The organism is Streptomyces sp. NPDC002276 (assembly GCF_053891435.1).
The window spans coordinates 634,767-658,351 of sequence record NZ_JBSFCQ010000002.1 but is presented as its reverse complement, the minus strand read 5'-3'; the positions used below and the strand labels follow the sequence as shown (position 1 = coordinate 658,351).

Annotated in this window: 20 protein-coding genes and 1 pseudogene; 7 read left to right on the top strand and 14 right to left on the bottom strand. The window is 71.3% G+C overall.

The features are described 5' to 3' along the window. Positions 1–92: 92 nt before the first annotated feature. From ACWIHT_RS08140 to ACWIHT_RS08100, 9 genes and pseudogenes are all read right to left on the bottom strand, one after another. Positions 93–1,430 (bottom strand): hypothetical protein, encoded by a 1,338-nt coding sequence (locus ACWIHT_RS08140; protein ID WP_456165610.1) that lies wholly within the window; start codon positions 1,428–1,430, stop codon positions 93–95. Continuing rightward, entirely contained in the window at positions 1,427–3,382 is a 1,956-nt protein-coding gene (locus tag ACWIHT_RS08135) for a DUF3492 domain-containing protein (RefSeq protein ID WP_456165608.1), read from the bottom strand. Before ACWIHT_RS08135 ends, ACWIHT_RS08140 begins: the two co-directional genes overlap by 4 nt. A 201-nt stretch (positions 3,383–3,583) precedes the next feature. Then, positions 3,584–5,257, bottom strand: coding sequence for a dipeptide ABC transporter ATP-binding protein (locus ACWIHT_RS08130; RefSeq protein WP_456165606.1), 1,674 nt, complete (start codon positions 5,255–5,257; stop codon positions 3,584–3,586). Continuing rightward, positions 5,254–6,252, bottom strand: coding sequence for an ABC transporter permease (locus tag ACWIHT_RS08125; protein WP_456165604.1), 999 nt, complete (start codon positions 6,250–6,252; stop codon positions 5,254–5,256). The genes ACWIHT_RS08130 and ACWIHT_RS08125 overlap by 4 nt, the downstream gene beginning before the upstream one ends. Further along, positions 6,249–7,361 (bottom strand): ABC transporter permease, encoded by a 1,113-nt coding sequence (locus tag ACWIHT_RS08120; protein ID WP_456165602.1) that lies wholly within the window; start codon positions 7,359–7,361, stop codon positions 6,249–6,251. Before ACWIHT_RS08120 ends, ACWIHT_RS08125 begins: the two co-directional genes overlap by 4 nt. 4 nt (positions 7,362–7,365) lie before the next feature. Then, the gene (locus tag ACWIHT_RS08115) at positions 7,366–9,084 is read right to left on the bottom strand and encodes an ABC transporter substrate-binding protein (RefSeq protein ID WP_456165600.1); all 1,719 of its coding nucleotides are present in this window, start codon (positions 9,082–9,084) and stop codon (positions 7,366–7,368) included. A 196-nt stretch (positions 9,085–9,280) separates the two neighbouring features. Continuing rightward, positions 9,281–9,373, bottom strand: a complete 93-nt coding sequence (locus ACWIHT_RS08110; RefSeq protein ID WP_456165598.1) for an Ms4533A family Cys-rich leader peptide — start codon at positions 9,371–9,373, stop codon at positions 9,281–9,283. 56 nt (positions 9,374–9,429) lie between these two features. Beyond that, complete coding sequence (locus tag ACWIHT_RS08105) at positions 9,430–10,806, bottom strand: DUF3152 domain-containing protein (RefSeq protein ID WP_456165596.1); 1,377 nt, start codon at positions 10,804–10,806, stop codon at positions 9,430–9,432. 942 nt (positions 10,807–11,748) lie between these two features. Continuing rightward, positions 11,749–12,702, bottom strand: a pseudogene (locus ACWIHT_RS08100) (alpha/beta fold hydrolase); the annotation flags it as partial. Between the two features lie 289 nt (positions 12,703–12,991). On the opposite strand from ACWIHT_RS08100, the gene ACWIHT_RS08095 reads away from it, so the two are divergent. The 4 genes from ACWIHT_RS08095 (at position 12,992) to ACWIHT_RS08080 (ending at position 14,923) form a co-directional block, all read left to right on the top strand. Further along, entirely contained in the window at positions 12,992–13,210 is a 219-nt protein-coding gene (locus ACWIHT_RS08095) for a hypothetical protein (protein WP_456165594.1), read from the top strand. Positions 13,211–13,424: 214 nt separating this feature from the next. Continuing rightward, entirely contained in the window at positions 13,425–14,069 is a 645-nt protein-coding gene (locus ACWIHT_RS08090) for a TetR/AcrR family transcriptional regulator (protein ID WP_019072096.1), read from the top strand. 143 nt (positions 14,070–14,212) lie between these two features. Then, a complete protein-coding gene (locus ACWIHT_RS08085) occupies positions 14,213–14,440 on the top strand; it encodes a DUF3107 domain-containing protein (RefSeq protein ID WP_019072095.1) in 228 nt (75 codons plus the stop codon). A gap of 213 nt (positions 14,441–14,653) precedes the next feature. After that, the gene (locus ACWIHT_RS08080) at positions 14,654–14,923 is read left to right on the top strand and encodes a hypothetical protein (RefSeq protein WP_456166025.1); all 270 of its coding nucleotides are present in this window, start codon (positions 14,654–14,656) and stop codon (positions 14,921–14,923) included. Here ACWIHT_RS08080 and ACWIHT_RS08075 read toward each other — a convergent pair whose 3' ends face one another. Further along, complete coding sequence (locus ACWIHT_RS08075; RefSeq protein WP_456165591.1) at positions 14,924–15,661, bottom strand: ferritin-like fold-containing protein; 738 nt, start codon at positions 15,659–15,661, stop codon at positions 14,924–14,926. Between the two features lie 467 nt (positions 15,662–16,128). Between ACWIHT_RS08075 and ACWIHT_RS08070 the strand changes: the two genes are divergently transcribed. Beyond that, positions 16,129–18,819 carry a DEAD/DEAH box helicase gene (locus ACWIHT_RS08070; protein WP_456165589.1) on the top strand — a complete coding sequence of 897 codons (2,691 nt, stop codon included), beginning with the start codon at positions 16,129–16,131 and terminating at the stop codon, positions 18,817–18,819. A 166-nt stretch (positions 18,820–18,985) separates the two neighbouring features. Beyond that, positions 18,986–19,864 (top strand): alpha/beta fold hydrolase, encoded by an 879-nt coding sequence (locus tag ACWIHT_RS08065; protein WP_456165587.1) that lies wholly within the window; start codon positions 18,986–18,988, stop codon positions 19,862–19,864. Between the two features lie 7 nt (positions 19,865–19,871). On the opposite strand, the gene ACWIHT_RS08060 is transcribed toward ACWIHT_RS08065, so the two are convergent. After that, positions 19,872–20,765 carry an NYN domain-containing protein gene (locus ACWIHT_RS08060; RefSeq protein WP_456165585.1) on the bottom strand — a complete coding sequence of 298 codons (894 nt, stop codon included), beginning with the start codon at positions 20,763–20,765 and terminating at the stop codon, positions 19,872–19,874. 196 nt (positions 20,766–20,961) lie between these two features. On the opposite strand from ACWIHT_RS08060, the gene ACWIHT_RS08055 reads away from it, so the two are divergent. Next, the gene (locus ACWIHT_RS08055; protein ID WP_450514202.1) at positions 20,962–21,114 is read left to right on the top strand and encodes a hypothetical protein; all 153 of its coding nucleotides are present in this window, start codon (positions 20,962–20,964) and stop codon (positions 21,112–21,114) included. Between the two features lie 108 nt (positions 21,115–21,222). Here ACWIHT_RS08055 and ACWIHT_RS08050 read toward each other — a convergent pair whose 3' ends face one another. From ACWIHT_RS08050 to ACWIHT_RS08040, 3 genes are all read right to left on the bottom strand, one after another. Beyond that, positions 21,223–21,828 carry a MarC family protein gene (locus ACWIHT_RS08050; protein ID WP_262055812.1) on the bottom strand — a complete coding sequence of 202 codons (606 nt, stop codon included), beginning with the start codon at positions 21,826–21,828 and terminating at the stop codon, positions 21,223–21,225. Between the two features lie 60 nt (positions 21,829–21,888). After that, positions 21,889–22,746: a PHP domain-containing protein gene (locus tag ACWIHT_RS08045; protein ID WP_456165583.1), complete on the bottom strand. Its 858-nt coding sequence runs from the start codon at positions 22,744–22,746 to the stop codon at positions 21,889–21,891. Between the two features lie 174 nt (positions 22,747–22,920). Then, on the bottom strand, positions 22,921–23,562 hold the full coding sequence (locus ACWIHT_RS08040) for a DUF6758 family protein (RefSeq protein ID WP_026179063.1): 642 nt from the start codon (positions 23,560–23,562) through the stop codon (positions 22,921–22,923). Positions 23,563–23,585 lie beyond the last annotated feature (23 nt).

Sequence of the window (23,585 nt, the reverse complement as noted above, 5' to 3'; positions counted from 1 at the left end):
CTCCTTCACAAGGTGATGCGGTTGCCTCCGGCGGTGGGGCCGGACGCCTGCGGCCGGGTGACGGGGCCGGTTGGTTCGAGGTCATGGCGGCGTCACCGCGGCTCGTCCGCCGGCGCGTGCGCGGAGGCTCTGGTCAGCGTGCGGGTGGTGTGGAACAGGAGGGTCAGGGCGGCCGCTCCGCAGGCCAGGGCGGGAATGGCGCCCGGACCCCAGGAGCCGATGAGGGTTTCGACGGGGGCGGCGAGGAAGCCGCAGCCGGGGAGCCGCCCGATGAGGTCCAGGGCCAGGGCCATGGCCTCCGTCGCGGCCGCCGCGCCCAGGGCGCGGGCCGGGGCGCGGGTGAAACCGTGCACGAAGAGAAGGCGGGCGAGCAGCAGGAGCGCGCCCAGAGTGACGCCCTGGGCGTACCCGGCGGGCTCGCCCAGGGCCGCGCCGCAGAGAGCGAGGAGGGCGGAGAGGGCACACAGGAAGAGGGCGAACGTGCCGAGCAGCAGCGGCTGTACGGAGTCGGCGAAGTCCTCCAGGCCGCGACTGGTGGCGAGCCTGCGCCGGGCGCGTACGGCGAAGTGGTGGGCGCACCAGGCCGCGGGAACGCAGGCCGCGGTGAGGGCCAGGACGGGTGCGGTGGCCGTGGGCCAGGGTCCGTCCGTGGTGCCGGTCGGCAGGGCGTCGGGGCCGCCGTCGGCCGTGGCGCGGAGCAGACCGTCGCCGAGGAGGGCGTAGGCGAGCAGCCAGTACGTCCACAGGCGCGTGCCGGGCGGGGTGCGCCACGCGGGGGTGCCGGGCGGGGTGCTCAGTGGGCCGCGCAGAAGCGCCACGCGCACGCCGAACGCCACGGCGAGGACACCGGCGACGGCCACCGCGAGCCGCACCCGACCGTCCGTGAGTCGCACGCCGGTCACGGCTGCGGCGCACAGGATTCCGGGCAGCAGGGCGAGTACGGCCCAGGCGGCGCGGGGCGTGGGCTCGGTGACGAAGTCGGTGTCGGAGTGCGGGGCCGCCGTGTCGGCGCGGGGCACGCGCGCGTACATCTCCTCGGCGAGCGAGAAGACGTCACGGTGCCGGAAGCGGGTGGCGGTCCGGTCGGTGACACCGTGCGCCTCAAGGCCCGCCGCGATCTCCAGCGGGTCGACGGCCCGCTCGCACAGTTCGCGATGCCGGTGCATCAACGCCTTCACGGGGTCGGCGGCACCGCGCCGGGCGGGGGCGGGCTTGCGGTCGGGTGCGTGAGGGGGCTGGACGGGTGCCGGACGGTCGGCCGGTGGATCGGTGGCGTCGCCGGTCGGCGGATCGATGGCGTCGTCGGCCCGCGCCTTCTCCGTCTCCGACTCCGGTTCACCGTGTCCTCCGAGCCACTCCTCCGATCGCGCGTCCCATGCCTCCGCTCTGCCGGGTGTTCCGGGGCGGTCGAGTTCGCCGAGGCCGCTCATCGGGCCGCCTCCGTCGTCGGCAGCGGAGTAGTGGCGCGTACCGGTGCTCCCGCCGCCCAGCGCGGGCCGCCGCGAGCCACGACACGGGCCGCTGCGGGGACAGCCGTCGGGCCCGCCGCGAAGCCCGTTGCCAGGCCCGTCATGGAACCTGTTGCCGGGCCCGCCGTGGGGCCGGTCCAGCGGCCAGGGACGTGGGACTCCGCGGGGGCGGCGAACGGGAGGGGCTCGCCGGTCTCGTCGAGGACCACGCGGCGGACCGGGGAGTGCGAAACCACCTCCAGGTAAATGCCGTGAAATGCCGCGATGTTCTGCTCGACGGTGAACAGTTCGAGGGCGCGGGCGCGCGCCGCGGCGCCCAGGCGCTCACGGCGCTCGGGGTCGCGCAGCAGGGTCACGCAGGCCTCGGCGAGCGCCCGTGGATTGCGCGGGGGCACGACGAGTCCCGTGCCGCCGATGACCTCGACCACCGCGCCGACGTCCGTGGACACGGTCGCCCGGCCGCAGAACATGGCCTCGACCAGGCCGATCGGGAAGCCCTCGACGACGCTCGACAGGACGATCACCGTGCCGGACGCGTACGCCTCGGGGAGCGTGGGGGCTTCCGGGCCGCCGATCTCCTCGAAGGACACCGGGTTGTCGCCGACCGCGTGCACGCCCTCGGCCTCGTCGGGGAAGAGCTGTGCGGCCAGCGCCCGGCAGTGGCCCAGGTAGGCCGCGCCCTCGGCACCGGCGGGCGCGCCGACGATCCGCAGCCGCGCCTTGGGCTCCTCCTTGCGGATCTCCGCGAAGGCGTGGAGCAGGGAGATCAGGTCCTTGGCGGGTTCGATACGGCCGACCCACACCAGCGTGTCCGGGTCGGCGCGGTCGGGCGCCTCGCCCACCTCCGCGAAACGGGACGCCTCCATGCCGGGGTGGACCGTGCGCAGCTTCGTACGGTCGGCGCCGCAGCGTTCCTGCCAGCGGCGGGTGTGGGTGTTGCCGGGGGTGATCAGCGCGGCCCGGCGGTACACCTCGGTGGCCAGCCTGCCGTGGAAGGCGGCGAACAGGGCCCGTACGGCGGGCGGGGCGTCCGCGGAGGCCAGGTAGTGCGTGCGCAGCTGGACGCCGTACTCGGTCACCAGCAGTGGTACGCCGGCGAAGTGGTGGGCCAGCAGTCCGGGCAGGGCCGCGGTGCCGCCGGCCGTCGCGTGGCAGAGGTCCACGGAGCCGAGGGCGTCGTCCTCGTACCAGTCGAGCGAGAGGGGGCGCAGGGCGCGTTCGACGTGCGCGGCGACCGTGAGGAGATCGGGTACGCGTGCCTCGCGTGCCGTACGGAGTGCGCCGGGCGCACGACAGGCGCGTTCGAGGGCGCGTACGGCGTTCTCGGAGCGCAGCGCGGACACGAGTCCGCCCTCGTCACGGGCGAGTTCCGCGAGCCCGTACAACGCGTTGGCGAAACGGTCCGCCACAACGGCGGAAGCCTCCCCGGAGCGCGCGGAGGGCCCTGCGGCAGCGGCCTCCGAGGACTCCGCGAGCCGTACGGCGCCGACCGACTCCGGCACGGCCGACTCGGACCCGCCCGGCTCGGACCCGACCGGCTCGGACCCACGCGACGCCGACCCGATCAGCCCCGGAGTCGGAGTCGGCGCGCCCGACACGGTCGGCCCGTGCACCGGCGCATCCCCCGCGCACAGCACCGCCGCCAGCTCCTCGTAGTGCTCGCGGAACCGCCGGCGTGCGCGGCGGCCGAGCGCCGGTCCGTCGTCCTCGGTGCTCCACAGCGGCGCGGTGCGTACTCGCTGGACCTGGGGCGGCAGTTCGAGCCAGCCCTCGTTCTCCTGGCGTTCGCTGCGGCTGAGCGCGTAGACGTCGAACTCGTGCTGCCCGAGCCCGCGCACGAGCCGGTCGCACCAGAGTCTGGCGTCACCGCTCACATATGGATAGCCACCCTCCGTAACCAGTCCTATGCGCACGACCACACCCCCGATCTCCCTTGTGGGGAGCCACCGTTGACCCGGCGGCTCGCAGCGGGACGAACGTATGCGGACATGACGGTGGCGCGACGGACGGTTGTCCATCGCGCCACCAAAAGGGGTGAACGGTCGTAACTTTCCCGTGCGGTTCGCGTTCGCTCGCGCTAAGGGATCACCCGGGGGCGGATCGTTCTACGATCCTCAGGCCGTCGCCAACTCCCGCCGGGCCGCCCTCCGCTGGGCCGCCACCTCCGGATCGAGGGCCGGTACGGCAGCCAACAGCTGCTTTGTGTACGGGTCCTGCGGAGAGTCGTAGACCTCGTCGGCGGGGCCTTGTTCAACGATCCTCCCGCGTCGCATCACCGCGACCCGGTCGCTGACCTGGCGCACTACGGCGAGGTCGTGGGCCACGAACACGAGCGCGAGGCCGAGTTCGCGCTGGAGTTCGCCAAGCAGGGCGACGACCTGGGCCTGAGTGGTGACGTCGAGCGCCGACACGGGCTCGTCGCACACGATCACGCGCGGGTCGGCCGCGAGCGCCCGCGCGATGCCCACACGCTGGCGCTGACCGCCGCTGAACTCGTGCGGGTAGCGGTCGTAGTGCGCCCCTTCGAGCCCCACGCGCTCCAGGAGTTCGCGTACGCGCCCCCGGATGCGCTGCTCGTCCCGCTCGCCACGCGCGCGGAGCGGGTCGGCGATCGACTCGCCCACGCTGCGGCGGGGGTTGAGGGAGGAGACGGGGTCCTGGAAGACCATCTGGACGTCGGGGCGTACTCCCCCACCGGGCTTGATCTCGCCGGCCGTCGGCTTCAGCAGCCCGACCAGCATCCGGCCCAGCGTCGTCTTGCCGCTGCCGCTCTCGCCCACGATGCCGAGGGTCTCGCCCCGGTGGACGGTCAGCGACACGTCGTCCACGGCCGCGAACGCCCGCTTCCCGCGCCCAAATTCGCGCCGCAGGCCCGTGGCCTCCAGGACGACCTCCGGGGCCGCCGAAGGCGCCTCGGAGGACGCCTCGGAGGATGTCTCGGACGAGGCGTTCGGCGGCGCCCCGGAGAGCGCGCGCCGCGCGTCCACGCGGGGGACCGCGCCGAGCAGGTCCCGGGTGTACTGCGCGGTCGGGGCCCCGAGGACGGTGCCCACCGGGCCGTGCTCGACGGCTCGTCCGTGCCGCATGACCAGGATCTCGTCGACGCTCTCGGCGGCGACACCCACGTCGTGCGTGACCAGGAGCAGGCCCAGGCCGGTCTCCTCGCGGAGCGTGTGCAGCAGGTCGAGGATCTGGGCCTGGACGGTGACGTCGAGCGCGGTCGTGGGCTCGTCGGCGATGAGCAGGTCCGGCTCGCAGGCCAACGCCATGGCGATCAGGGCGCGTTGGCGCATACCGCCGCTGAACTCGTGCGGGCGGGACCGGGACCGTCGTACCGCGTCCGGAATTCCTACTCGGTCAAGGACGTCGACGGCACGCGCGCGTGCGGCCCGACGCGACACGCGCGCGTGGACGCGATAGACCTCGGCTATCTGGTCACCGATCGCGTAGTACGGGTCCAGGGACGACAGCGGGTCCTGGAAGACCATCGCGGCCTTGCCGCCGCGCAGCCGCCCCAGGTCCGCGTCGGAGGCCTCCCGTACGTCAATGCCGGCCACGCGCACCGAGCCGCCCACGTCGGCGCCCGTGCCGCGGTGCAGCCCCAACAGGGCCGAGGCGACCGTGGACTTGCCGGAGCCGGACTCGCCGACCAGGCCGAGCGCGGCGCCCTTCTCCAGCCGGAAGGACAGCCCGTCGACGGCGCGCAGCGATCCGAACCCGACCGTCAGGTCGGTGACTTCCACCAAGACGTCCGCCGAGCCACCTATGGACGCTTCCACCGAACTCATGCGAGCACCACCCGTCGGTCGGCCACCGCGTACAGCACGTCCGCGACGGCGTTGGCGATGACCACGAAGAAGCCGATGACCAGGACCATGCCGACGACCACAGGGAGGTCGACGACATTGACGGCGTGGACGAGTTCCTGTCCGATGCCGGGCAGTCCGAAGAGCGTCTCGGTGAGCACCGCGCCGCCGACCGCCGAGCCGACGTTGTTGGCGTTGAGCGCGATGATCGGCGCGAACGCCCCGCGCAGCGCGTGCCGCCCGATGATCGACCGCTCCCCGACGCCGTACGCGCGGAACGTGCGGATGTGGTCCTCGGCGAGGGTCTCCAGCATCGACGCCCTGGTGAGCCGGGCGAACGCGGCGGCCTCGATGAGGGCCAGCGAGAGCCAGGGCAACAGCAGGTTCCAGGCCCACTGTTCGGGGTCGTCGGTGAGACCGACGTACTGCGGGAAGGGCAGCAGTTGGAGCTGCCCGCAGACGACGATCATCAGCACCAGGCCGATCACGAACACCGGGGTGGCGACGCCCGCGAGGGTGACGCCGGTCAGCAGACGCTCGGTGAACCGGCCGCGCCGCCACGCGGAGAGGACACCGGTGCCGACTCCGAGGATCAGCCACAGCACCATCGCACCGAACACGAGGGACAGGCTCACCGGCAGTTTGGCCAGGATCAGTTGGGTGACCTGCTGGTCGCCCTGGTACGACAGTCCGAGGCACGGCGCCGAGCAGTGCTCCACGGAGGTGCCCGTGGAGTAGTCCTGGCCGACGAGGATGCCCTGGAGGAAGTGCCAGTAGCGGAGGTACAACGGGTCGTCGAGCCTCAACTGCTGGGCCACCTGGTGCACTTGCTCCGGGGAGCAGCGCGGGCCGCAGGTGATCTGGGCGACGTTCCCGGGGGTGACGAAGAAGACCACGTAGACGATCACCGAGATGGCGAGCAGGGTGATCACGGTGCCGATACCGCGACGCAGGACGAATCCTCCGAAGCCGCTCATGAAGTGGCCTCCTTGGAACTCGTGCTCTTCGTACTGGGGCTCTTCGTAGTGGCGCTCTTCGTGCCGGTGTCGCCCTTGGTGCTCGCGTCCTTGCCGCCCGCGCCCTTGGTTCCCGCGTCCGCCTTGGCCTCGCGTTTGCGGCCGGTGCCGATGCGCAGGCGGGAGGCCGCGCGCGGGTCGAGGGCCGTGCGGATGCCGTCGCCGAGGACGGTCAGCGCCAGGACTGTGACGAAAAGGGCCCCGGCGGGCAGCAGCAGGTACTGCGGGGCGGCCTGGTACCAGACGTCGGCGGCGGTGAGCATCTGTCCCCAGGAGGACGTCGGGGGCTTCACACCGACGCCGAGGAAGGACAGCGCGGCCTCGACGCTGATGTTGGTCGGGACGAGGAGTGCCGCGTAGGTGATGACGGGTGCGGCGAGTCCCGGGAGCAGTTCGCGGCGGGCGATGCGCCAGGTGCCCCAGCCGCTGAGCCGGGCCGCGGAGACGTAGTCGAGTTGCTTCAGGGTGAGCGTCTGGGCGCGCACGATCTTCGCGACGCTGCCCCAGGCGACCAGGCCGATGATCAGGGCGACCAGCAGGGGCCGCGGGAAACTGCTGGGCACGATCGCCAGCAACGCCAACGACATGATCATCAACGGCATCGCAACGATGATCTCGGTGAACCGGCTCAACAGTTGATCAACCCATCGACTGCCGAGCGCGGCGGCGACACCGACCACGACACCGATGAGGACCTGCACGACGGTCGCCCCCAGCGCAACACCGAGCGAGACCCGGGCGCCGTAGACGAGGCGGGCGAACAGGTCGCGGCCGGTCTGCGGTTCGACGCCGAGCCAGTGGTCGCCGGTGATGCCCCCGAAGGAGCCGGTCGGCACGCCTCCGCGCGCGGAGTCGATGAGCGAGGGGTGGTAGGTGAAGGGGTCCTGGCCCTCGATCGCGGTGAGCAGCGGCGCGGCGAGCGCGACCAGGACGAGCAGGGCGACGACGGCCGCCGCGACGAGGGCGGCGCGCTGCGCACGCAGCCGCCGCCAGAACTGACGGGCCCCCGAGGCCGCCGGGACGGTGACGTCCGTCCCGGCGGCCTGGGAGGCGACAAGTGCCTCGCTCATGGGGTTACTTGACCGCGACCTGGGAGATGTCCAGGACGCCGGTCCAGTCGCTGATCACGACGTTCTTGATGTCCTTGCCGACCAGTCGCTTGTAGACGGGGTGGAACAGCGGCACGGTCAGGGCCTGCTCGCCGAGCTTCTTGTCCAGTGCACCCCACCTCTTGGCGGCCTCGTCAAGATTCGTCAACTTGTTGATCGAATCAATCTCGGCATTGACCGACTTGTCATTGAGCAGGCCGGTGTTGAAGTTGGCGCCGTCCTTGACGATCTGGCGGCCGTCGAAGATCGGGGCGAGGAAGGGACCGCCGGAGGGCCAGTCGGCACCCCAGTGGGCGAGGAAGAAGCCCGGCTCGGTCTTGACGCTGTGGATCTTGTCCTTGTAGTCGTTGATCTCCAGGCCCTGGAGCTTGACGGTGATGCCGGCCTTCTTGAGCGCGTCCTGGATCGCGGTCGCGATCTCCGGGCTGGTCTCGAAGTCCTTGTCGTTGGAGTGCGTCAGAGTGACGGTGATCCCCTTCGGGTAACCGGCCTCCTTCAGCAGCTCCTTGGCCTTGGCCGCGTTGCCGGACGCGCCTGCCGGGAAGAGGTCGTAGGGGTCGTAACCGAAGGACTTCTGGTTCGGCAGGAACGTGGTCGCGGCCTCGGCCAGCGACGAGCCGCCCGCCGCGTTGACCACCGACGAACGGTCGATGGCGTACGAGATCGCCTGGCGCACCTTGACGTTGTTGAACGGCGCGACCGTGGGGTTGAACGCGATGTAGTTCGTGTAACCGAAGTGCCCGGTGCCGACGCGCGCCGCGAGTTCCTTGTCGCCCGTGACCTTGGCGAGTTCGGCGGGACCGAGGTTGGTGTCGGTCGTGACGGCGGTGGCGTCCGCGCCCTGGGACGACGACAGCCGCTGGTTGATCACGGACGAGTCGAGCCCCGACTTCACATCGATCTTGTCCGGGTAGGCCTTGCGCTCCGCGTCCGTGGCGGTGGACCAGTACTTGTTGCGCTCCAGGACGATCGTCTCACCGTCGTTCTGGTTGCTGACGACCTTGTACGGCCCCGAGGAGATCGGGTGCTGCTCGTACTTCGTGCCCGTGTCCTTGCCCTGCGGGACGGGCGTGAACTGCGTCTGCGTGGCGAGGTAGGGGAACTCGCCCTCGGGCTTGTTGAGATGGAAGACGATGGTCCGGCTGTCGGGAGTCTCGATCGCGCTGAGCCCCTTCTTGTCCTTGTACGGCCCCTGGTAGTCGGCCGCGCCGACCAGCCAGTCCCGCAAGTAGGGCGCGCCGCCGGAGAGTTCGGGGGCGAAGGAGCGCTCGATGCCGTACTTGATGTCGGCCGAGGTGATCGCGGTGCCGTCCTCGTACTTGAGGCCCGCCTTCAGGGTGTACGTCCAGACGGTCGCGTCCTTGTTGGGGCGCCCGGTGTCGGTGGCGAGGTCCGGGACGACCTTGGCGCCGGCCGCGCCGTTCTCACGGTTGCGAGTGGTGAGGGTGCGGAAGACGAGGGACGGGACGTTGCCGCCGCCGGAGGTGTACAGGCGCGCCGGGTCGAAGTCCTCCTGGGGGTTGGAGTTCAGGACCGTGAGCGTGCCTCCCTTGTGCGGCGTGGAGTCGCCGCCGGAGGCCTTGGCATCGTTGTCCTTCGGCCCGCAGGCGGCGGCGCCCGCCGCCACGGCCAGGCTGACGGATGCCACGGCCACGCGCCGGGCTATGACGGACGGTTGACGCATCGGAATGACGACCTCTCGGGGGGGGGATACTCGGGAATTCTCATGGGGTTTCCCGAATAGTGAGACGGATGGACGAGGAGTGAGACGGAAGTGAACAGGCGTCTGCCCCGGCGTCAGGTCGTCGGAAAATGCCCTGCCAAGGTCACAGGCAAGGGCGAGGTGGTGCGGGTCGCGACACGGACGCCAGGGGCGGTGTTCAGCGACAGAGGATGTCGGCCACGCAGAGCGGGGTCACGCCGATGAGCGCCAGCTCGAAGGCGGCGCGATTCGCGACATGACTAGACCACATGCCAAAAAATATGAAGGAAGTTGCGGCTCGTGTCAATGTGACATAAGCGTCGCCTGTCAACTGCCCGGGTACGGCCAGGGGTTCGCCAGACAGTGGATCCCGTCATGGTCGAGGAACTTGGTCTGCTGCTGCATGACCGGGGCCAACTCGCCGTCCTTGTCGCAGGTGACGTGCCCGTAGCCGAGACGATGACCGACCTCATGATTGATCAACATCTCTCTGTACGCGTACATCTTGTCCCCATATGTTGACGACCCCTGTGCCCATCGATACGCATTGATCAACACACGTTCGGTGGCCGCCGAGTCGCACGACACGTTGTCCTCGGTGGTGTCGAGCCCGGACTTGGCGCACCACTTGGCCGTAGTACCAGGGCTCGCGAGAGTGATCACGAAGTCCGGTTTGCCGGAGTAGATGCGCTCGAAGGTACGGGCCCCGTTGTGGGCCCAGCTCCGTTTGTCGTTCAGCGTCTTCTGTACGGCCTGCGCGAAGAGCGTGCCGTCGAGCCCGAGCCCCTGCTCGACGTCCACGCGGTACGTGTACTTGCGCCCCTTGCCGGGCGCCTTGTCGACACCGGGCACCGCGTCGAACTTGTCCGGCCCCTTGAGCTTGGCGCCGAGCGGGTACTTCTTGTCCATCTTCTGGGCATACGTCAGGGTCGCCACGCGTGGAGCGGCGGACGCGCTGGGCCGCGCCGAGGCGGCACCGGTACCCCGTACGTCCCGGGCCTGGTCGGTGGCCGCCTCCGACCGCACACCACCGTTGTCACCGTCGCTCGCGACCTGCCCGGCGACGACGACCGCCAGCACGGTGGTGACGGCCGCGGCGGCGATACCGGTGTAGGCGCGCCCCTTGCCGCCCTTGCCGGGACCGGCACCGACACCGGTCCGGCTACGGTCGCCGGGCGGCGCGCCCGGACTGCCGAGGCCGCCCTCGGTACCGCTTTCGGCGTCGGTACCCGTGTCCGTACCGGCGTCACTCCCGGACGGCCAGTCGGTGACCGAGGCGTACGGGTCGGAACGGTGTGCGGCGACACCGACTCGCGGCGCGAAGACGTCACCGTCTCCGCCTCCGTCGCCGCCTCCGTCGAAGGCGTCGACGTAGTCCTGCCGGGGACCACGACCGCGCTGCCCACCTCGCCGCGCCCCGGTCTGCGGCGCCTGCCGCTGTCGGGGGATGGGAACTACGGGGCCTGCCCCGGGCGGCACGGGCCCGCCGACGACCGGGGCTTGAGGAACCCCGGCCCGCCCGTCCCGCCCTCTCAACTCGCCCCAACCACCACCGGATTCAGCCTGCTCGGGGTGCCCGGCACGAGCCTGCGGAACACCGCGCGCGGGGGTGCCGTCCGGCAGCCGGGGGATCCCGCGCGCGGGAGTGCCGTCAGGAAAGCGGGGCGTGCCGTGCGCGGGCGTGCCGTCAGAAAAGCGCGGCATGCCGTGCGCGGGAGTCCCATCGGGAAAACGAGGACTGCCGTGCGCAGGGGTCCCGTCGGCCAGGCGCGGAACACCGCGCGCGGGAGTGCCGTCGGGAAGCCTCGGAAAGCCATGCGCAGGCGTCCCGTCAGGAAGCCTCGGGAAGCCGTGCGCAGGGGTCCCGTCCGCGAAACGCGGCACTCCACGGCCCGGGTTCCCGTCCCCGGAACGCGGCGCACCCGGCCAACTCGCCCCCGGCTGAGCCCCCTGGCCCACCTGACCCACTTGGCCTGCTTGGCCTGCTTGGCCCGCTTGACCCGGCCGACCCGCCCCGCTGGGCCTGCCCGCCTGCCCCGCCTGCCCCACTTGACCCGGCAGGCCCGGCCGGCCTGCCCGGCTCGACCCACCTGCCAACCCCGCCTGCCCTGCCAACCCCGCCTGTCCCGGCTGAGGCCCCTGAGCCCGCTGACGCTCTTGAGCCGCCCAACCGCCTTTGCCAGTACCGGCGTTGGCATTGACGTCGCTACCGGCACCGGCACCGGCACCCGCACCTATGCCCCCGCCCGCAGCGTCACCCTTGGAGTTGGATTTACGGCGACTATGGCGTCCCACGTCGCCTCCTCAACTCCCCGCGTTCGTATCGTCGCCCTTGGCATCACCCGCGGCGCCGGAACCCGCACCCGCACCCGTGGCAGCACCGCCGCCCTCGCTCACCGTACTCACCGAACCGCCGTCACGGACCCCCCGCGCACCACTCCGGCCGCTCTGACCCGCTCGGCCACCCTGGCCACCCTTGCCGCCGCGACCGCCCTTCCCACCGCGAGCCACCGCTTCCGCGTCCACCGTCCGACGCCCCGTCACCGCACCCGTGCCCGTGCCCGTGCCTCCACCGGTACCCCCACCAGCACCCGTACCCGTACCGGCACGCGCGCCGGTATCGATGTCCGTCCCCAACTCCCCCAACTTCCCTGCGTCCGCGAGCAGTTCACGGAACGCCGTGGCCACGATCTCGGGGTACTCCATCATCGCGACGTGCCCCGCGTCCGGCAGGGACAGCAGTCGGGAGTCGCGGAAGGCGCGGGCCGCTCGCTGGGCCATGCGGTAGCCGACCAGTTGGTCCCGGCGGCCGTAGACGAGCAGGGTCGGGGCGAGGACGCGCTCGGCCTGGCGCCACAGGCCGTGTTGGCCGCCGAGCGTGTACGCGTTCACGACGCCCCGGGAGGAACGGGCCATCACGTCCCAGAAGTACGGCAGTTGGAGCCGCCGTTCGAGTTCCTCGACGGCGTCGCGGAACTCCTCCGCCGTCACCTGGCCGGGATCGCCGTAGCAGAGGGCCATGACGCCTCGGATGCGCTGTTCGGCCGTCCATTCCCTGCTGACGCGGGTGAACAGGGAGGCGACTCCGGGTACGCCGAGCAGTGCCGTCGGGACCGCCGTGGGCTGGACGCGGATCTCCGGGAGGGCCGGGGAGACGAGGGTGAGCGTGCGGACGAGGTCCGGGCGGACCGCGGCCACGCGGGTCGTGATCGCGCCGCCCAGGGAGTTGCCGAGGAGGTGCACCGGGCCGCGTCCGGCCGCGTCGAGGTAGCGGATGACCGCGCGCGCCTGCCCGGTGACGGAGTAGTCGCCGTCGTCCGGTGGCGGGGAGTCGCCGAAGCCCGGCAGGTCCAGGGCCTCGCTGTCGGCCACGCCGTCGAGCGCGGCCATGAGCAGCGACCAGTTCTGCGAGGAACCGCCGAGCCCGTGGACGTACAGCGCGGGCGGGAGTCCTTCGCGGACCGGCGGCCTCGACCGCACCGTGAGGGTCATCCCCGGCAGGCCGACCGACCTGAGCCGCTCGCCGTCGCCGACCCTGACGGGCGCCACTTTCGGGAGCACGGCGGCGACCGACACGGAGGGCAGCTCTGTCGAAGACATGCGCCAATGTTACGAGACGATCACGCTGTGGTTCATGTGTTCGCCGTCACAGACAGCGAACAGGCCGTCGGCGGGAGGGCCGACGGACCGCCGACGGCCCTCCCGCGCGCGGGATATCCGACGGCCTGCCCCGCGCGCGGGTCATCGAGACAGCCACCCCGCTCATCGCATGGCGTGCGGATCGGGTGTCTCCTAGGCTCGTAGATGTAGACAGGGCACCCAATGTGGCCCCCTGCTTCGTCGGAGACGTACAGGGACGTCCAGGGACGTACTAGGAAGGGAGCCCGCCATGGCCGTCGATCCCACCGATCCCGAGACCTTCGAGGACGAGAGCGGCGCCGCCGAACTCGATGTCGAGGCCCCGGAGGGCGACGCCGCCGAGCAGTCGACCGAGGTGACACCGGACCGCGACGACCCACTGCCCGAGGTGGACCCGGACTCCGCGAACGAGGCCGACGTCATCGAACAGGCCCGGGTCGTGGCCATCGACGAGGACGACTATCGCTGACCGCCCCGCGGTCACCACCGTCCACCGTCTCCCCCTGGAGCGTGCACCGAACCGCGCCCCCATGCCCGCTCCATCCCCTTTCGAAACACTTTGCGCGACTTCCGTCACCGTCCGGTCCGTGAAATTCTGCGCTCGCAGCGCGCACACCAGGGTTACCGAAAAGTACGATGGCCGCGCGGCGCTCACCGCATGAGGACGACATTTGGGAGGCGGCGTGACAGCCATCGAGCAGACAGAGGCGGCGCGCCCGCGGGGCACCCGCCTGCCGCGCCGTGCCCGACGGAACCAGCTGCTGGGCGCCGCCCAGGAGGTCTTCGTCGCGCAGGGGTACCACGCGGCCGCGATGGACGACATCGCCGAGCGCGCCGGCGTCAGCAAGCCGGTGCTCTACCAGCACTTCCCCGGCAAACTCGACCTCTACCTGGCCCTCCTCGACCAGCACTGCGAGTCGCTGATCCAGGCGGTGCGGACCGCGCTCGCGTCGACGTCCGACAACAAGCAGCGCGTCCGCGCCACGATGGACGCGTACTTCGCCTACGTCGAGGACGACGGCGGCGCCTTCCGGCTGGTCTTCGAGTCGGACCTGACGAACGAGCCCGCCGTGCGCGAGCGCGTCGACAAGGTGACGAACGAGTGCGCCGTCGCGATCTGCGACGTCATCGCCGAGGACACCGGTCTGTCGCGGGCCGAGTCGATGCTCCTGGCCTCCGGTCTTGGCGGTCTCGCCCAGGTCGTCGCCCGTTCCTGGCTGCACAGCGACCGCAGTGTCCCGCGCGACCAGGCGGTCCAGCTGCTGGCCTCGCTGGCCTGGCGCGGCATCGCCGGTTTCCCGCTGCATGGGAGCGAGCAGCACCACTGACCGCCGGGCTCCCTTTTTGTTCCCGTCCGGTGTTCGCTCCTGGCGTTCCCGGCGCGGAACATCTACGTCCTCTCACCGGGCTAGTGTGTGCTGCGTACGGCGCGGAAGATCGCGCACTTTGCTGACCGTCGGAGGGACATAGCGTGGAGGTCAAGATCGGCGTGCTGCACACGCCTCGCGAGATCGTTCTGGAGACCGGTCAGAGCGCCGAGGAGGTCGAGCAGGCCGTGGCCGAGGCACTGACCGGGAAGGCTCCGCTGCTGAGCCTCGTGGACGAGCACGGCCGCAAGGTCCTCGTCCCCGCCGACCGGCTCGCCTATGTCGAGCTCGGCGAGGCGGCCCCGCGCAAGGTGGGCTTCGGCGCGCTGTAGTCACGAGCGAACAGCGAGGGGGCCCGGCGGCCGGAAGGTCGCCGGGCCCCCTCGCGTTTCCGTCAGGGCGTTTCCGTCACCGTGTTTCCGCCACCGCGTTTCCATCACAGATGGAGCACAAGTCGCCCACAGGGGAGGATTGCATTCCGCAGGTCACGGGTATGACCGGCTGTGACAGCAGTACACAGGCCGACCGTGGGAGGGACCCCCGTGATGATCCTGGAAGCGCTCGGCTCCGCCGTGCTGGGTCTGCTGCTCGCCTGGGCGGCCACCCACCGGCTCGCGGACCGTCTTCCGGCCCGCACCCTGGTCTTCTCCACCGGTGTCGCCGGGGCGCTCTTCGGCGACTTCGTCACGCACAGCGCGCTGGGCCCCGGCAGTGGCCTGCCGAGCCTGCTCGGCGCGGCGGTCGTCTCGACCGCCTCGCTCTCCCTGCTCCTCCGGCCGTCGAGACGACTCCGCGGACGGTCGGCCCACGCGTAGCTAGGCGGCGAGCCCCAGCGCCGCCATCCGCTTGGTGTGCGCCTCGGTGATCCGGGAGAACATCCGGCCCACCTCCGCGAGGTCGAAGCCGTCCGCGACTCCGCCCACGAGCATCGTCGACAGCGCGTCCCGGTCGGCGACCACCCGCTGCGACTGCGACAGCGCCTCACCCATCAACCGCCGTGCCCACAGGGCGAGTCGGCCCCCCACGCGCGGGTCGGCGTCGATCGCCGCGCGTACCTTTTCCACGGCGAAGCTCGCATGCCCGGTGTCGTCCAGCACACCCAGCACCAGCGAGCGGGAGTCCTTGTCGAGGCGGGCCGCGACCTCGCGGTAGAAGTCGCTGGCGATCGAGTCGCCGACGTACGCCTTGACGAGCCCTTCCAGCCAGTCCGAGGGGGCCGTCTGCTTGTGGAAGCCGTCGAGCGCGGCGACGAACGGCTGCATCGCCTCGGTCGGCTCGGCCCCGATCTCCGTGAGCCGGTCCCTGAGCCGCTCGAAGTGGTGGAACTCGGCCGACGCCATCTTCGCCAGCTCCGCCTTGTCCGCGAGTGTCGGCGCCAGCTTGGCGTCCTCCGCGAGCCGCTCGAACGCCGCCAGCTCGCCGTACGCGAGCGCGCCGAGCAGGTCCACGACCGCGTTGCGGTACTGCGGGTCGGCGGAGGCCGTGGCCCACTCCTGGGCGGCGACTCCGGTGGGTTCGGCGGGTGCGTCGGAGGCGTTGTCAGCGGTCGTCATGAAGCGCACAATAGCCCGCTCACCGCACGGCGGAAGGCCCTGGTCAGTCAGTGTGACGACGACTACGTGACCAAATCGGCCAACGCATGTGCGTGATTCCGGGGTATGGTGGTAATGCGCCCGCCGAATATTCGCCGGGCCGCACGAATGAGGATGCCCGGTCGGTGGCCCGATCGGCTCCGACCCGACAGCCCTCCTCACCCGTACGGCACTTTGCGTACGAAGTTCGGAGGGGGACCCTCAGCGGTTCGAGCGCTAGAGCGTCGGCAGTTGTCCCGTGTCTTTACGGCTTGCCGTATTGGCAGCCGACGTCCCGGCACGGTCCTGACACGACCCCCGCGCTCGCCTCGCACCGCGCACACAGAAGAGGCAGCACCCTGACTACTTTCCGAGAGCTCGGAATCCTTCCCGAGACCGCTGAGGCCCTTGAGGCCGTCGGTATCGTCTCCCCCTTCCCGATCCAGGAGATGACGCTCCCCGTCGCCCTCACCGGCACGGACGTGATCGGCCAGGCCAAGACCGGCACCGGCAAGACGCTGGGCTTCGGCCTCCCGCTCCTGGAGCGCGTCACCGTCCCCGCCGACGTCGAGGCCGGCCGCGCCAAGCCCGAGCAGCTGACCGACGCCCCGCAGGCGCTCGTCGTGGTCCCCACGCGCGAGCTGTGCACACAGGTCACCAACGACCTGCTGACCGCCGGCAAGGTGCGCAACGTACGCGTCCTCGCCATCTACGGCGGCCGGGCCTACGAGCCGCAGGTCGAGGCGCTCCGCAAGGGCGTCGACGTCGTCGTCGGCACCCCGGGCCGACTGCTCGACCTCGCGGGCCAGAAGAAGCTCGACCTGAAGCACATCAAGTCGCTCGTCCTCGACGAGGCCGACGAGATGCTCGACCTGGGCTTCCTGCCCGACGTCGAGAAGATCATCAACTTCCTGCCGGCCCGCCGCCAGACGATGCTGTTCTCGGCGACCATGCCGGGCGCGGTCATCGGCCTCGCGCGCCGCTACATGTCGCAGCCCACGCACATCCGCGCCACCGCGCCGGACGACGAGGGCAAGACGGTCGCGAACACCAAGCAGTTCGTCTACCGCGCGCACAACATGGACAAGCCCGAGCTGGTCGCCCGCATCCTCCAGGCCGAGGGCCGTGGCCTGGTCATGGTCTTCTGCCGCACCAAGCGCACCGCGGCCGACCTCGCCGACCAGCTCCAGCAGCGCGGTTTCGCGTCCGGCGCGGTCCACGGCGACCTCGGCCAGGGCGCCCGCGAGCAGGCGCTGCGCGCGTTCCGCAACGGCAAGGTCGACGTGCTCGTCTGCACCGACGTCGCCGCCCGCGGTATCGACGTCGAGGGCGTCACACACGTCATCAACTACCAGTCCCCCGAGGACGAGAAGACCTACCTGCACCGCATCGGCCGTACAGGCCGCGCGGGCGCCAAGGGCATCGCGGTCACCCTCGTCGACTGGGACGACATCCCGCGCTGGCAGCTCATCAACAAGGCGCTGGACCTCAAGTTCAACGACCCGCCGGAGACGTACTCCACCTCCCCGCACTTCTTCGAGGAGATGAACATCCCCGCGGGCACCAAGGGTGTCCTGCCCCGCTCGGAGCGCACGCGCGCCGGGCTGGCCGCGGAGGAGGTCGAAGACCTCGGCGAGACCGGCGGTCGCGGCGGTCCGCGTGGCCGTGGCGGTCGCGATGGCGGCCGTGACAGCGGCAGGGGCGGTCGTGACAGCGGCCGAGGCGGACGTGACGCCGGCCGGGACACCCGCACCCGGGACGAGTCCCGTTCCGGCGCCGGTGCCGGTTCGGGTGCCGTCGACGCCGAGCGCCCGGCACGCACCCCGCGCCGCCGCCGTCGTACGCGCAACGGCGCCCCGATGGAAGGGACTTCGGCCGCTACGGCCGTGACGCCCACGTCGGAGGAGACCGCGCTGGCGGCCTCCGAGGAGACCGCGGGCCGCACTCCGCGCCGCCGTCGCCGCACCCGCACCGGAGCGACGGGAGAGCAGCTGCCGGCCACGGCGGTCACCTCCGCGGTCGCACCCGAGGCCGCGGAGAACGCCGTGGCCACGGCCGAGGGCCCGGCCCTCGACGCCCCCGCACCGTCGCGCCGCCGCCGTACCCGCAAGGCCGCGGAGCCGGCGATCGCGACGGCCGAGACGGTGGTCGCCGAGACGCCGGTGGCCGAGGCCCCGGTGGTCGAGGAGACGAAGCCGCGCCGCCGGACCCGTAAGGCCGTAGTGGCCCCGGAGCCGGTCGAGGCCGTGGCAGTCGCCACTCCGGAGGCCGCCGTCGAGGCCAAGCCGCGCCGCACCCGGGCCCGGAAGACCGCGGCCCCGGCCGAGGTCGTCGCCGAAGCCGTCCTGGACACGGCCGAGGGCACGGAAGCCAAGCCGCGCCGTCGCGCCACGACCCGCAAGGCCGTCGCCGACATCCCGGCCCAGGCGGCCGAGGTACAGGGCGGCGACGCCTCCGAGGGCACGGAGCCGAAGCCCCGTCGCCGTACGACGCGCAAGGCCGCCGAGGCCCCGGTCGCGGCGGACGAGACGGTCGCCGCGGAGGCCAAGCCGCGCCGTACCCGGAAGGCCGCGGTCGCCGCCGAGGCCGTCCTGGACACGGCCGAGGCCGTCGAGACCAAGCCGCGCCGGACCCGCAAGGCCGCCGCCGCGCCGGTGGCCGCCGAGGCGCCGGAGGCCGTCGAGACCAAGCCGCGCACCACCCGGACCCGGAAGGCCGCGGCTGTCGCCGAGGCCGTCCTGGACACGGTCGAGGCCGTCGAGGCGAAGCCCCGTCGGACCCGCAAGACGGCCGCCGCTCCGGTGGCCGTCGAGGTACCGGAGGCCGCCGAGGTCAGGCCGCGTCGGACGCGCAAGACGGCTGCCGCCGCGGTCGCCACCGAGGCGCCCGAGGCCGTCGAGACCAAGCCGCGCACCACCCGGACCCGGAAGACCGCGGCTCCCGCCGAGGCCGTCGCCGACATCCCGGCCCAGGCGGCCGAGGAGTCGGAGGCCAAGCCGCGTCGCCGTACGACCCGTAAGGCCGCCGAGGCCCCGGTCGCCACCGAGACGGCGGAGACGTCCGAGGCCAAGCCGAGGGTGCGTCGTCCCCGCAAGACCGCGGCGACGGCGACCACGGCGGCGGAGGCCGGCGAGAGCTGACCCGTCCCCCGACGGTCAATACACCGAACGGCCCGGCCCACTCCACGTGGGCCGGGCCGTCGGCGTTCCCCCCGCCGCTCACCGCTCGCTGCTCCCGCTCCCCCGTTAACCCCGGTTACACCCTCCCGTCCCCACCTCGCTCAGCTTCGCCGGATAACCTCGGGCCATGAGTAGGCCCCCCTCCTTCGTCCCGCCCCCCGGCGCTCGCGCGTACCCGCTGCGGACCGGTCGCGGTGAGTTCGCCGTCGTGGACTCGCCCGTGGCCGACGGTGTCGAGCCGAGGGGGGTCGCCCTGCTGCTGCCGGGATTCACCGGGAGCAAGGAGGACTTCAACCCCTTGCATGTGCCGCTCGGTGCGCGCGGGTATCGGACGGTCGCCGTGGACGGGCGGGGCCAGTACGAGACGGACGGGCCCGAGGACGACGAATCCCCTTACGCGCAGGACGAGTTGGCGCGGGACGTGCTCGCGCTGGCCGAGGCCGTCGGCGCGCCGGTGCAGCTGCTCGGGCACTCCCTCGGCGGACAGATCGCGCGTGCCGCCGTACTCCTCGACCACGCGCCGTTCCTGTCGCTGACGCTCATGGCGTCGGGTCCCGCGCAGATCTCCGTGTCCCAGCAGGACCGGGTGAAGCTGTTGCGGGACGCGCTCGCCGTGATGTCGATGGCCGAGGTGTGGGAGGCGATCCAGGCGATGGAGACGCCCGAGGAGACCGAGACCGGCGGTGCGCTGGACGAGGGGCTCGACGACCAGGACGATCTGCGGCGCCGCTGGATGGGCACGAAGCCGGCCCAACTCATCGCCACGGGACGCCAGTTGTGCGACGAGCCGGACCGGGTCGCCGAACTGGCCGCCCTCCCGCTCCCGTTCCACGTCCTGTCGGGTTCACGCGACGACACCTGGCCGGTGCCGCTCCTCGACGACATGGCCGTACGGCTACAGGCACGGCGGACGGTCATCGCGCGGGCCGAGCACTCACCGAACACGGACCAGCCGGCCGCGACGGCGAAGGCCATCGCCGACTTCTGGGACACAGCAGCCCCGTAGGAAGGGGTCAGTACTGCGTCTGTAGGTGCTCCCAGAACCCGTCCCGCAGCGCCCGCCGCAGATCGGACTGCCCGCGCAGGGAGTACTGCAACAGTCCCTCCGCCTCCACCAGCAGTTCCTGGTCGACAGAGCCGGGCAGGTACGGATGCCCGGGCAGCAACTCCACCAGCGCCTCCCGCCCCCGCGCGGAGAGCCACTTCGCGGCGATCTGCGCGCCCACGAAGCGGACGTCGTCGCGGGTGGGCCGGGTGGCGGCGGCCTCGTAGACGGCGGCGGTGCGGCGGGAGACGTACGGCTTGAAAAAGTCGAGGTCGAAGGTGCGCTGGCTGTCGACCTCCCAGAGGAGCGGCTCGGCCTGGTTGCGTCCCTCGGGGGCCTCGATGCCCCACAAGTGGACGCGGGCGCCGTAGCCTTGGGCCGCCTCGACCGCCGAGACCAGGTCCTCGTCGCCGCCGATGAGGGCCGCGTCGCTGATCGCGCGGTGCCGGGCGAGGGACTCCAGGTCGGAGCGGATGAGTGAATCGACGCCCTTCTGTTGGTTGTTGGCGTTGAGATTGCCCAACCGCACCTTCACGTCCGGGAGTTCGGCGATGGCCTGCTGCTCGGCGGTGTGGATGCGGCGGCGGGCGCCGTCGTACCAGTAGACGCGCAGCAGTCTGCTGTCCGCGAAGATCGTGCGGGCCTTGTCGATGAGCGCCTCGATGAGGCCCTCGGTGTCGAGGTCGAAGGTGCGCCGGTCCTCGGTCCCGGAGACGAGCCGGCCCGCGGCTGCATACAAATACCCGGCGTCGACGAAGATCGCATGCGTCGAGGGCGTCTTCGCCACTTCGGCGAGCATGCGCTGAAGCAGCTCGTTCGTGCGGTCGATGCGGGCGCTGAGGGCCGCGAGGTCGTCGTTCATCGCCCCCATTGTCCCGGCGGTCACGCTGCGAACACAACCGGTCCCGGTCAGTCTCGTGCCGATCTCTTACCGGTCAGTAATTAGGCGTGCGAAAAATTTCCTTAGCGTAGGGAATGTTTGTAACACGCATCCCGTTGACTACATCAGTAACCAAGTAGTTCTCCTCAGGAGGATGACCAGACGAAGGGAGAAGCTAATGCGCTTCGAAATCATGCGTCTTGACGAGGTCGACGGCACCACCGTGGACAGCACCGTCGTGGACGCCGCCTCCGTCAACCGGATCGTGCAACAGGCCGCCGCCATAGGACAGCGACTGTGGATCCGCCCCGCCGACACCAAGACCTCGTAACACCGACGGCATACCCGCCATACACGCAGAGCTCGACCAGACTCTCGACGAGACTTCAGAACCCCCGTACGGCACCGACGCCGTACGGGGGTTCCGCGTTCCCGGGCCTCAGCTCGCCCGGATCACCTGGGTGACCCCGTTGATGATCTGCTGCACGGCGATGGCCGACAGCATCATCCCCGCGAGCCGCGTGACGAGGACGACCCCGCCGTCCTTGATGACCCGGATGATCAGCAGCGAGTACCGCATCACCACCCACAGCACGGCATGGATGGCGAGGATCGCCGCCCACACCGACACCTGCGTGGCCACGCTGTCGGCCTTCTGCACGGCGAGGATGACGGACACGATCGCACCGGGCCCGGCGAGCAGCGGCATGCCCAGCGGTACGAGGGCGACGTTGACGTCCTTGGTCTGCTTCGGCTCGTCGGTCTTGCCGGTGAGCAGGTCGAGCGCGATCAGCAGGAGCAGCAGTCCGCCCGCGATCATCAGCGCGGGCACGGAGACATGCAGATAGTCGAGGATCTGGTGCCCGAGCAGCCCGAAGACGGTGATGACCCCGCCCGCGACACACACGGCCTGGAAGGCCATCCGCTTCTGCACCTTGGCCGGTCGTCCGGCGGTCAGCGCGAGAAAGATCGGGGTGATCCCGGGGGGATCCATGATGACGAAAAGGGTCAGGAAGAGAGAGCCGAAGACGGCGACGTCGAACATGGGTGAGCCACAAGCCTTGCAGAGGAGAGATGAGCGGAGACGAACGGTCGGCGGCGGGGGTCAGACTCCCCCGGCCCCCGGCACCGGGAACGCACCGGTCGCGCGCCGCGTGATCTCGCCGTAGACCTCGGGATCGGTCGTGTACTCACCGAGTTGCACGGACTTGCGGCTCCCGTGATAGTCGCTGGAACCGGTGGTCAGCAGCCCGAGTTCCTTCGCGAGCCCGCGCAGCCGCACCCGCGTCTCCGCGTCGTGGTCCATGTGGTCGACCTCGATGCCGTCGAGCCCGGCCGCGGCCATCTCGGCGATGGCGGACTCGGGCACGGTGCGCCCGCGCTTGCTGGCCCCCGGGTGCGCGAACACGGTCACGCCCCCCGCGCCCTTGACCAGCCGGATCGCCTCGAACGGATCGGTCTCGTGCTTCGCCACATGGGCCGGGCCGCCGTCGCCCAGCCAGTCCACGGTGAAGGCGTCGTTCACGGTCGGTACGACACCCAGTTCGACCAGCGCGGTGGCGACGTGCGGCCGTCCGACCGACCCGTCACCGGCGATCCGCGCGACCTGCTCCCAGGTCACCGGCACGCCCAGCTCCCGCAGCCGCTCCACCATGGCCCGGGCCCGGGGCACCCGGTCGTCCCGCACCAGCTCCCGCTCGGCGAGCAGCGCCGGCTCCTCGGGATCGAAGAGATAGGCCAGCATGTGCATCGAGATCCCGTCGATCCGACAGGACATCTCGGCCCCGGTGACGAGCGTGAGCCCCGAGGGCAACGCGTCGATCGCCTCGCCGTACCCGCGGCTGGTGTCGTGATCGGTGAGCCCGACGACGTCCAGCCCGGCGGCAGCGGCATTCCGCACCAGCTCAGCGGGCGAGTCCGTACCGTCGGAGGCCGTGGAGTGGGTGTGCAGATCGATACGCACGCGCAAGCTCCAGACGGCGACAGTTCAAAAAGGGACCACTCAAGGGTAACGGCAACCCCGGGACCCTCATGGACACACCTGAGGCACACCCACCCAGGGGGCGCGGGGAACTGCGCGACAAGCCCCCACGCACCCGCACCCGCCCCACCACCGACCGAGGCACCCCCCTAGGCGCTACGGCTCCAGCAAGCGCGGCGAAAGCGCCCCGCACGGCACGAGATCCACTTCCGCCCCCGCATCCCGCAAATCCGTAAGCACCAGCTCGTCGTACATCAGCAACCCCGACTGCTCGGGCCAGACAACCGCCCACAGCCACAACCCCAACGCCTCACCGGCGAAAACGGCCCGATCGTCCGGCGCCGTGGCCACATGCCACAACGGCGTAGGCCGCCCGGCCGCAAGCAGCTTCGCCTGCGGCGGCTTCTCGACGCTCATGTACGGCCCGGGATCCGGCCCGTCGATCCCCGCGTACCGCGCCCCGAGCCCGACCCCCAGCTCCTCCGCGACGAGAATCAGCTCGCCCATCCCACCGAGCGGCCCGGGGCCCGAGCACGCGACAGCCGTCGCACGACCCCCGCTCCGGTCGTCCCCCGCACACGCCACGCCCGTGAACAGCCAGCCGACCGGCAGGGGCCACGGCATCCACACGGGCACCTGCGTGCGATGCACGACGACACTGAGGGCCTCGACGCTGGGCGGGATCACAGGCTGCACCGGATGCACCGTGCCGTGGACATCGCACTGCCAGGAATCGGCGAAGAGTCCGGGAGCCCTGACCCGGCCACCACACTTCGGGCAACTGGGTTCGCCCCTCATAGGGCCCCACGGTCCTACCCTCG

Bases quoted from the DNA above. Each gene is read 5' to 3' on its own strand.
- ACWIHT_RS08140 (WP_456165610.1), bottom strand. From the start codon at position 1,430: ATGAGCGGCCTCGGCGAACTCGACCGCCCCGGAACACCCGGCAGAGCG.
- ACWIHT_RS08130 (WP_456165606.1), bottom strand. From the start codon at position 5,257: ATGAGTTCGGTGGAAGCGTCCATAGGTGGCTCGGCGGACGTCTTGGTG.
- ACWIHT_RS08125 (WP_456165604.1), bottom strand. From the start codon at position 6,252: ATGAGCGGCTTCGGAGGATTCGTCCTGCGTCGCGGTATCGGCACCGTG.
- ACWIHT_RS08120 (WP_456165602.1), bottom strand. From the start codon at position 7,361: ATGAGCGAGGCACTTGTCGCCTCCCAGGCCGCCGGGACGGACGTCACC.
- ACWIHT_RS08115 (WP_456165600.1), bottom strand. From the start codon at position 9,084: ATGCGTCAACCGTCCGTCATAGCCCGGCGCGTGGCCGTGGCATCCGTC.
- ACWIHT_RS08110 (WP_456165598.1), bottom strand. From the start codon at position 9,373: ATGTGGTCTAGTCATGTCGCGAATCGCGCCGCCTTCGAGCTGGCGCTC.
- ACWIHT_RS08105 (WP_456165596.1), bottom strand. From the start codon at position 10,806: ATGCCGCGCTTTTCTGACGGCACGCCCGCGCACGGCACGCCCCGCTTT.
- ACWIHT_RS08095 (WP_456165594.1), top strand. From the start codon at position 12,992: ATGGCCGTCGATCCCACCGATCCCGAGACCTTCGAGGACGAGAGCGGC.
- ACWIHT_RS08080 (WP_456166025.1), top strand. From the start codon at position 14,654: ATGATCCTGGAAGCGCTCGGCTCCGCCGTGCTGGGTCTGCTGCTCGCC.
- ACWIHT_RS08075 (WP_456165591.1), bottom strand. From the start codon at position 15,661: ATGACGACCGCTGACAACGCCTCCGACGCACCCGCCGAACCCACCGGA.
- ACWIHT_RS08070 (WP_456165589.1), top strand. From the start codon at position 16,129: ATGACGCTCCCCGTCGCCCTCACCGGCACGGACGTGATCGGCCAGGCC.
- ACWIHT_RS08065 (WP_456165587.1), top strand. From the start codon at position 18,986: ATGAGTAGGCCCCCCTCCTTCGTCCCGCCCCCCGGCGCTCGCGCGTAC.
- ACWIHT_RS08060 (WP_456165585.1), bottom strand. From the start codon at position 20,765: ATGAACGACGACCTCGCGGCCCTCAGCGCCCGCATCGACCGCACGAAC.
- ACWIHT_RS08055 (WP_450514202.1), top strand. From the start codon at position 20,962: ATGCGCTTCGAAATCATGCGTCTTGACGAGGTCGACGGCACCACCGTG.
- ACWIHT_RS08050 (WP_262055812.1), bottom strand. From the start codon at position 21,828: ATGTTCGACGTCGCCGTCTTCGGCTCTCTCTTCCTGACCCTTTTCGTC.
- ACWIHT_RS08040 (WP_026179063.1), bottom strand. From the start codon at position 23,562: ATGAGGGGCGAACCCAGTTGCCCGAAGTGTGGTGGCCGGGTCAGGGCT.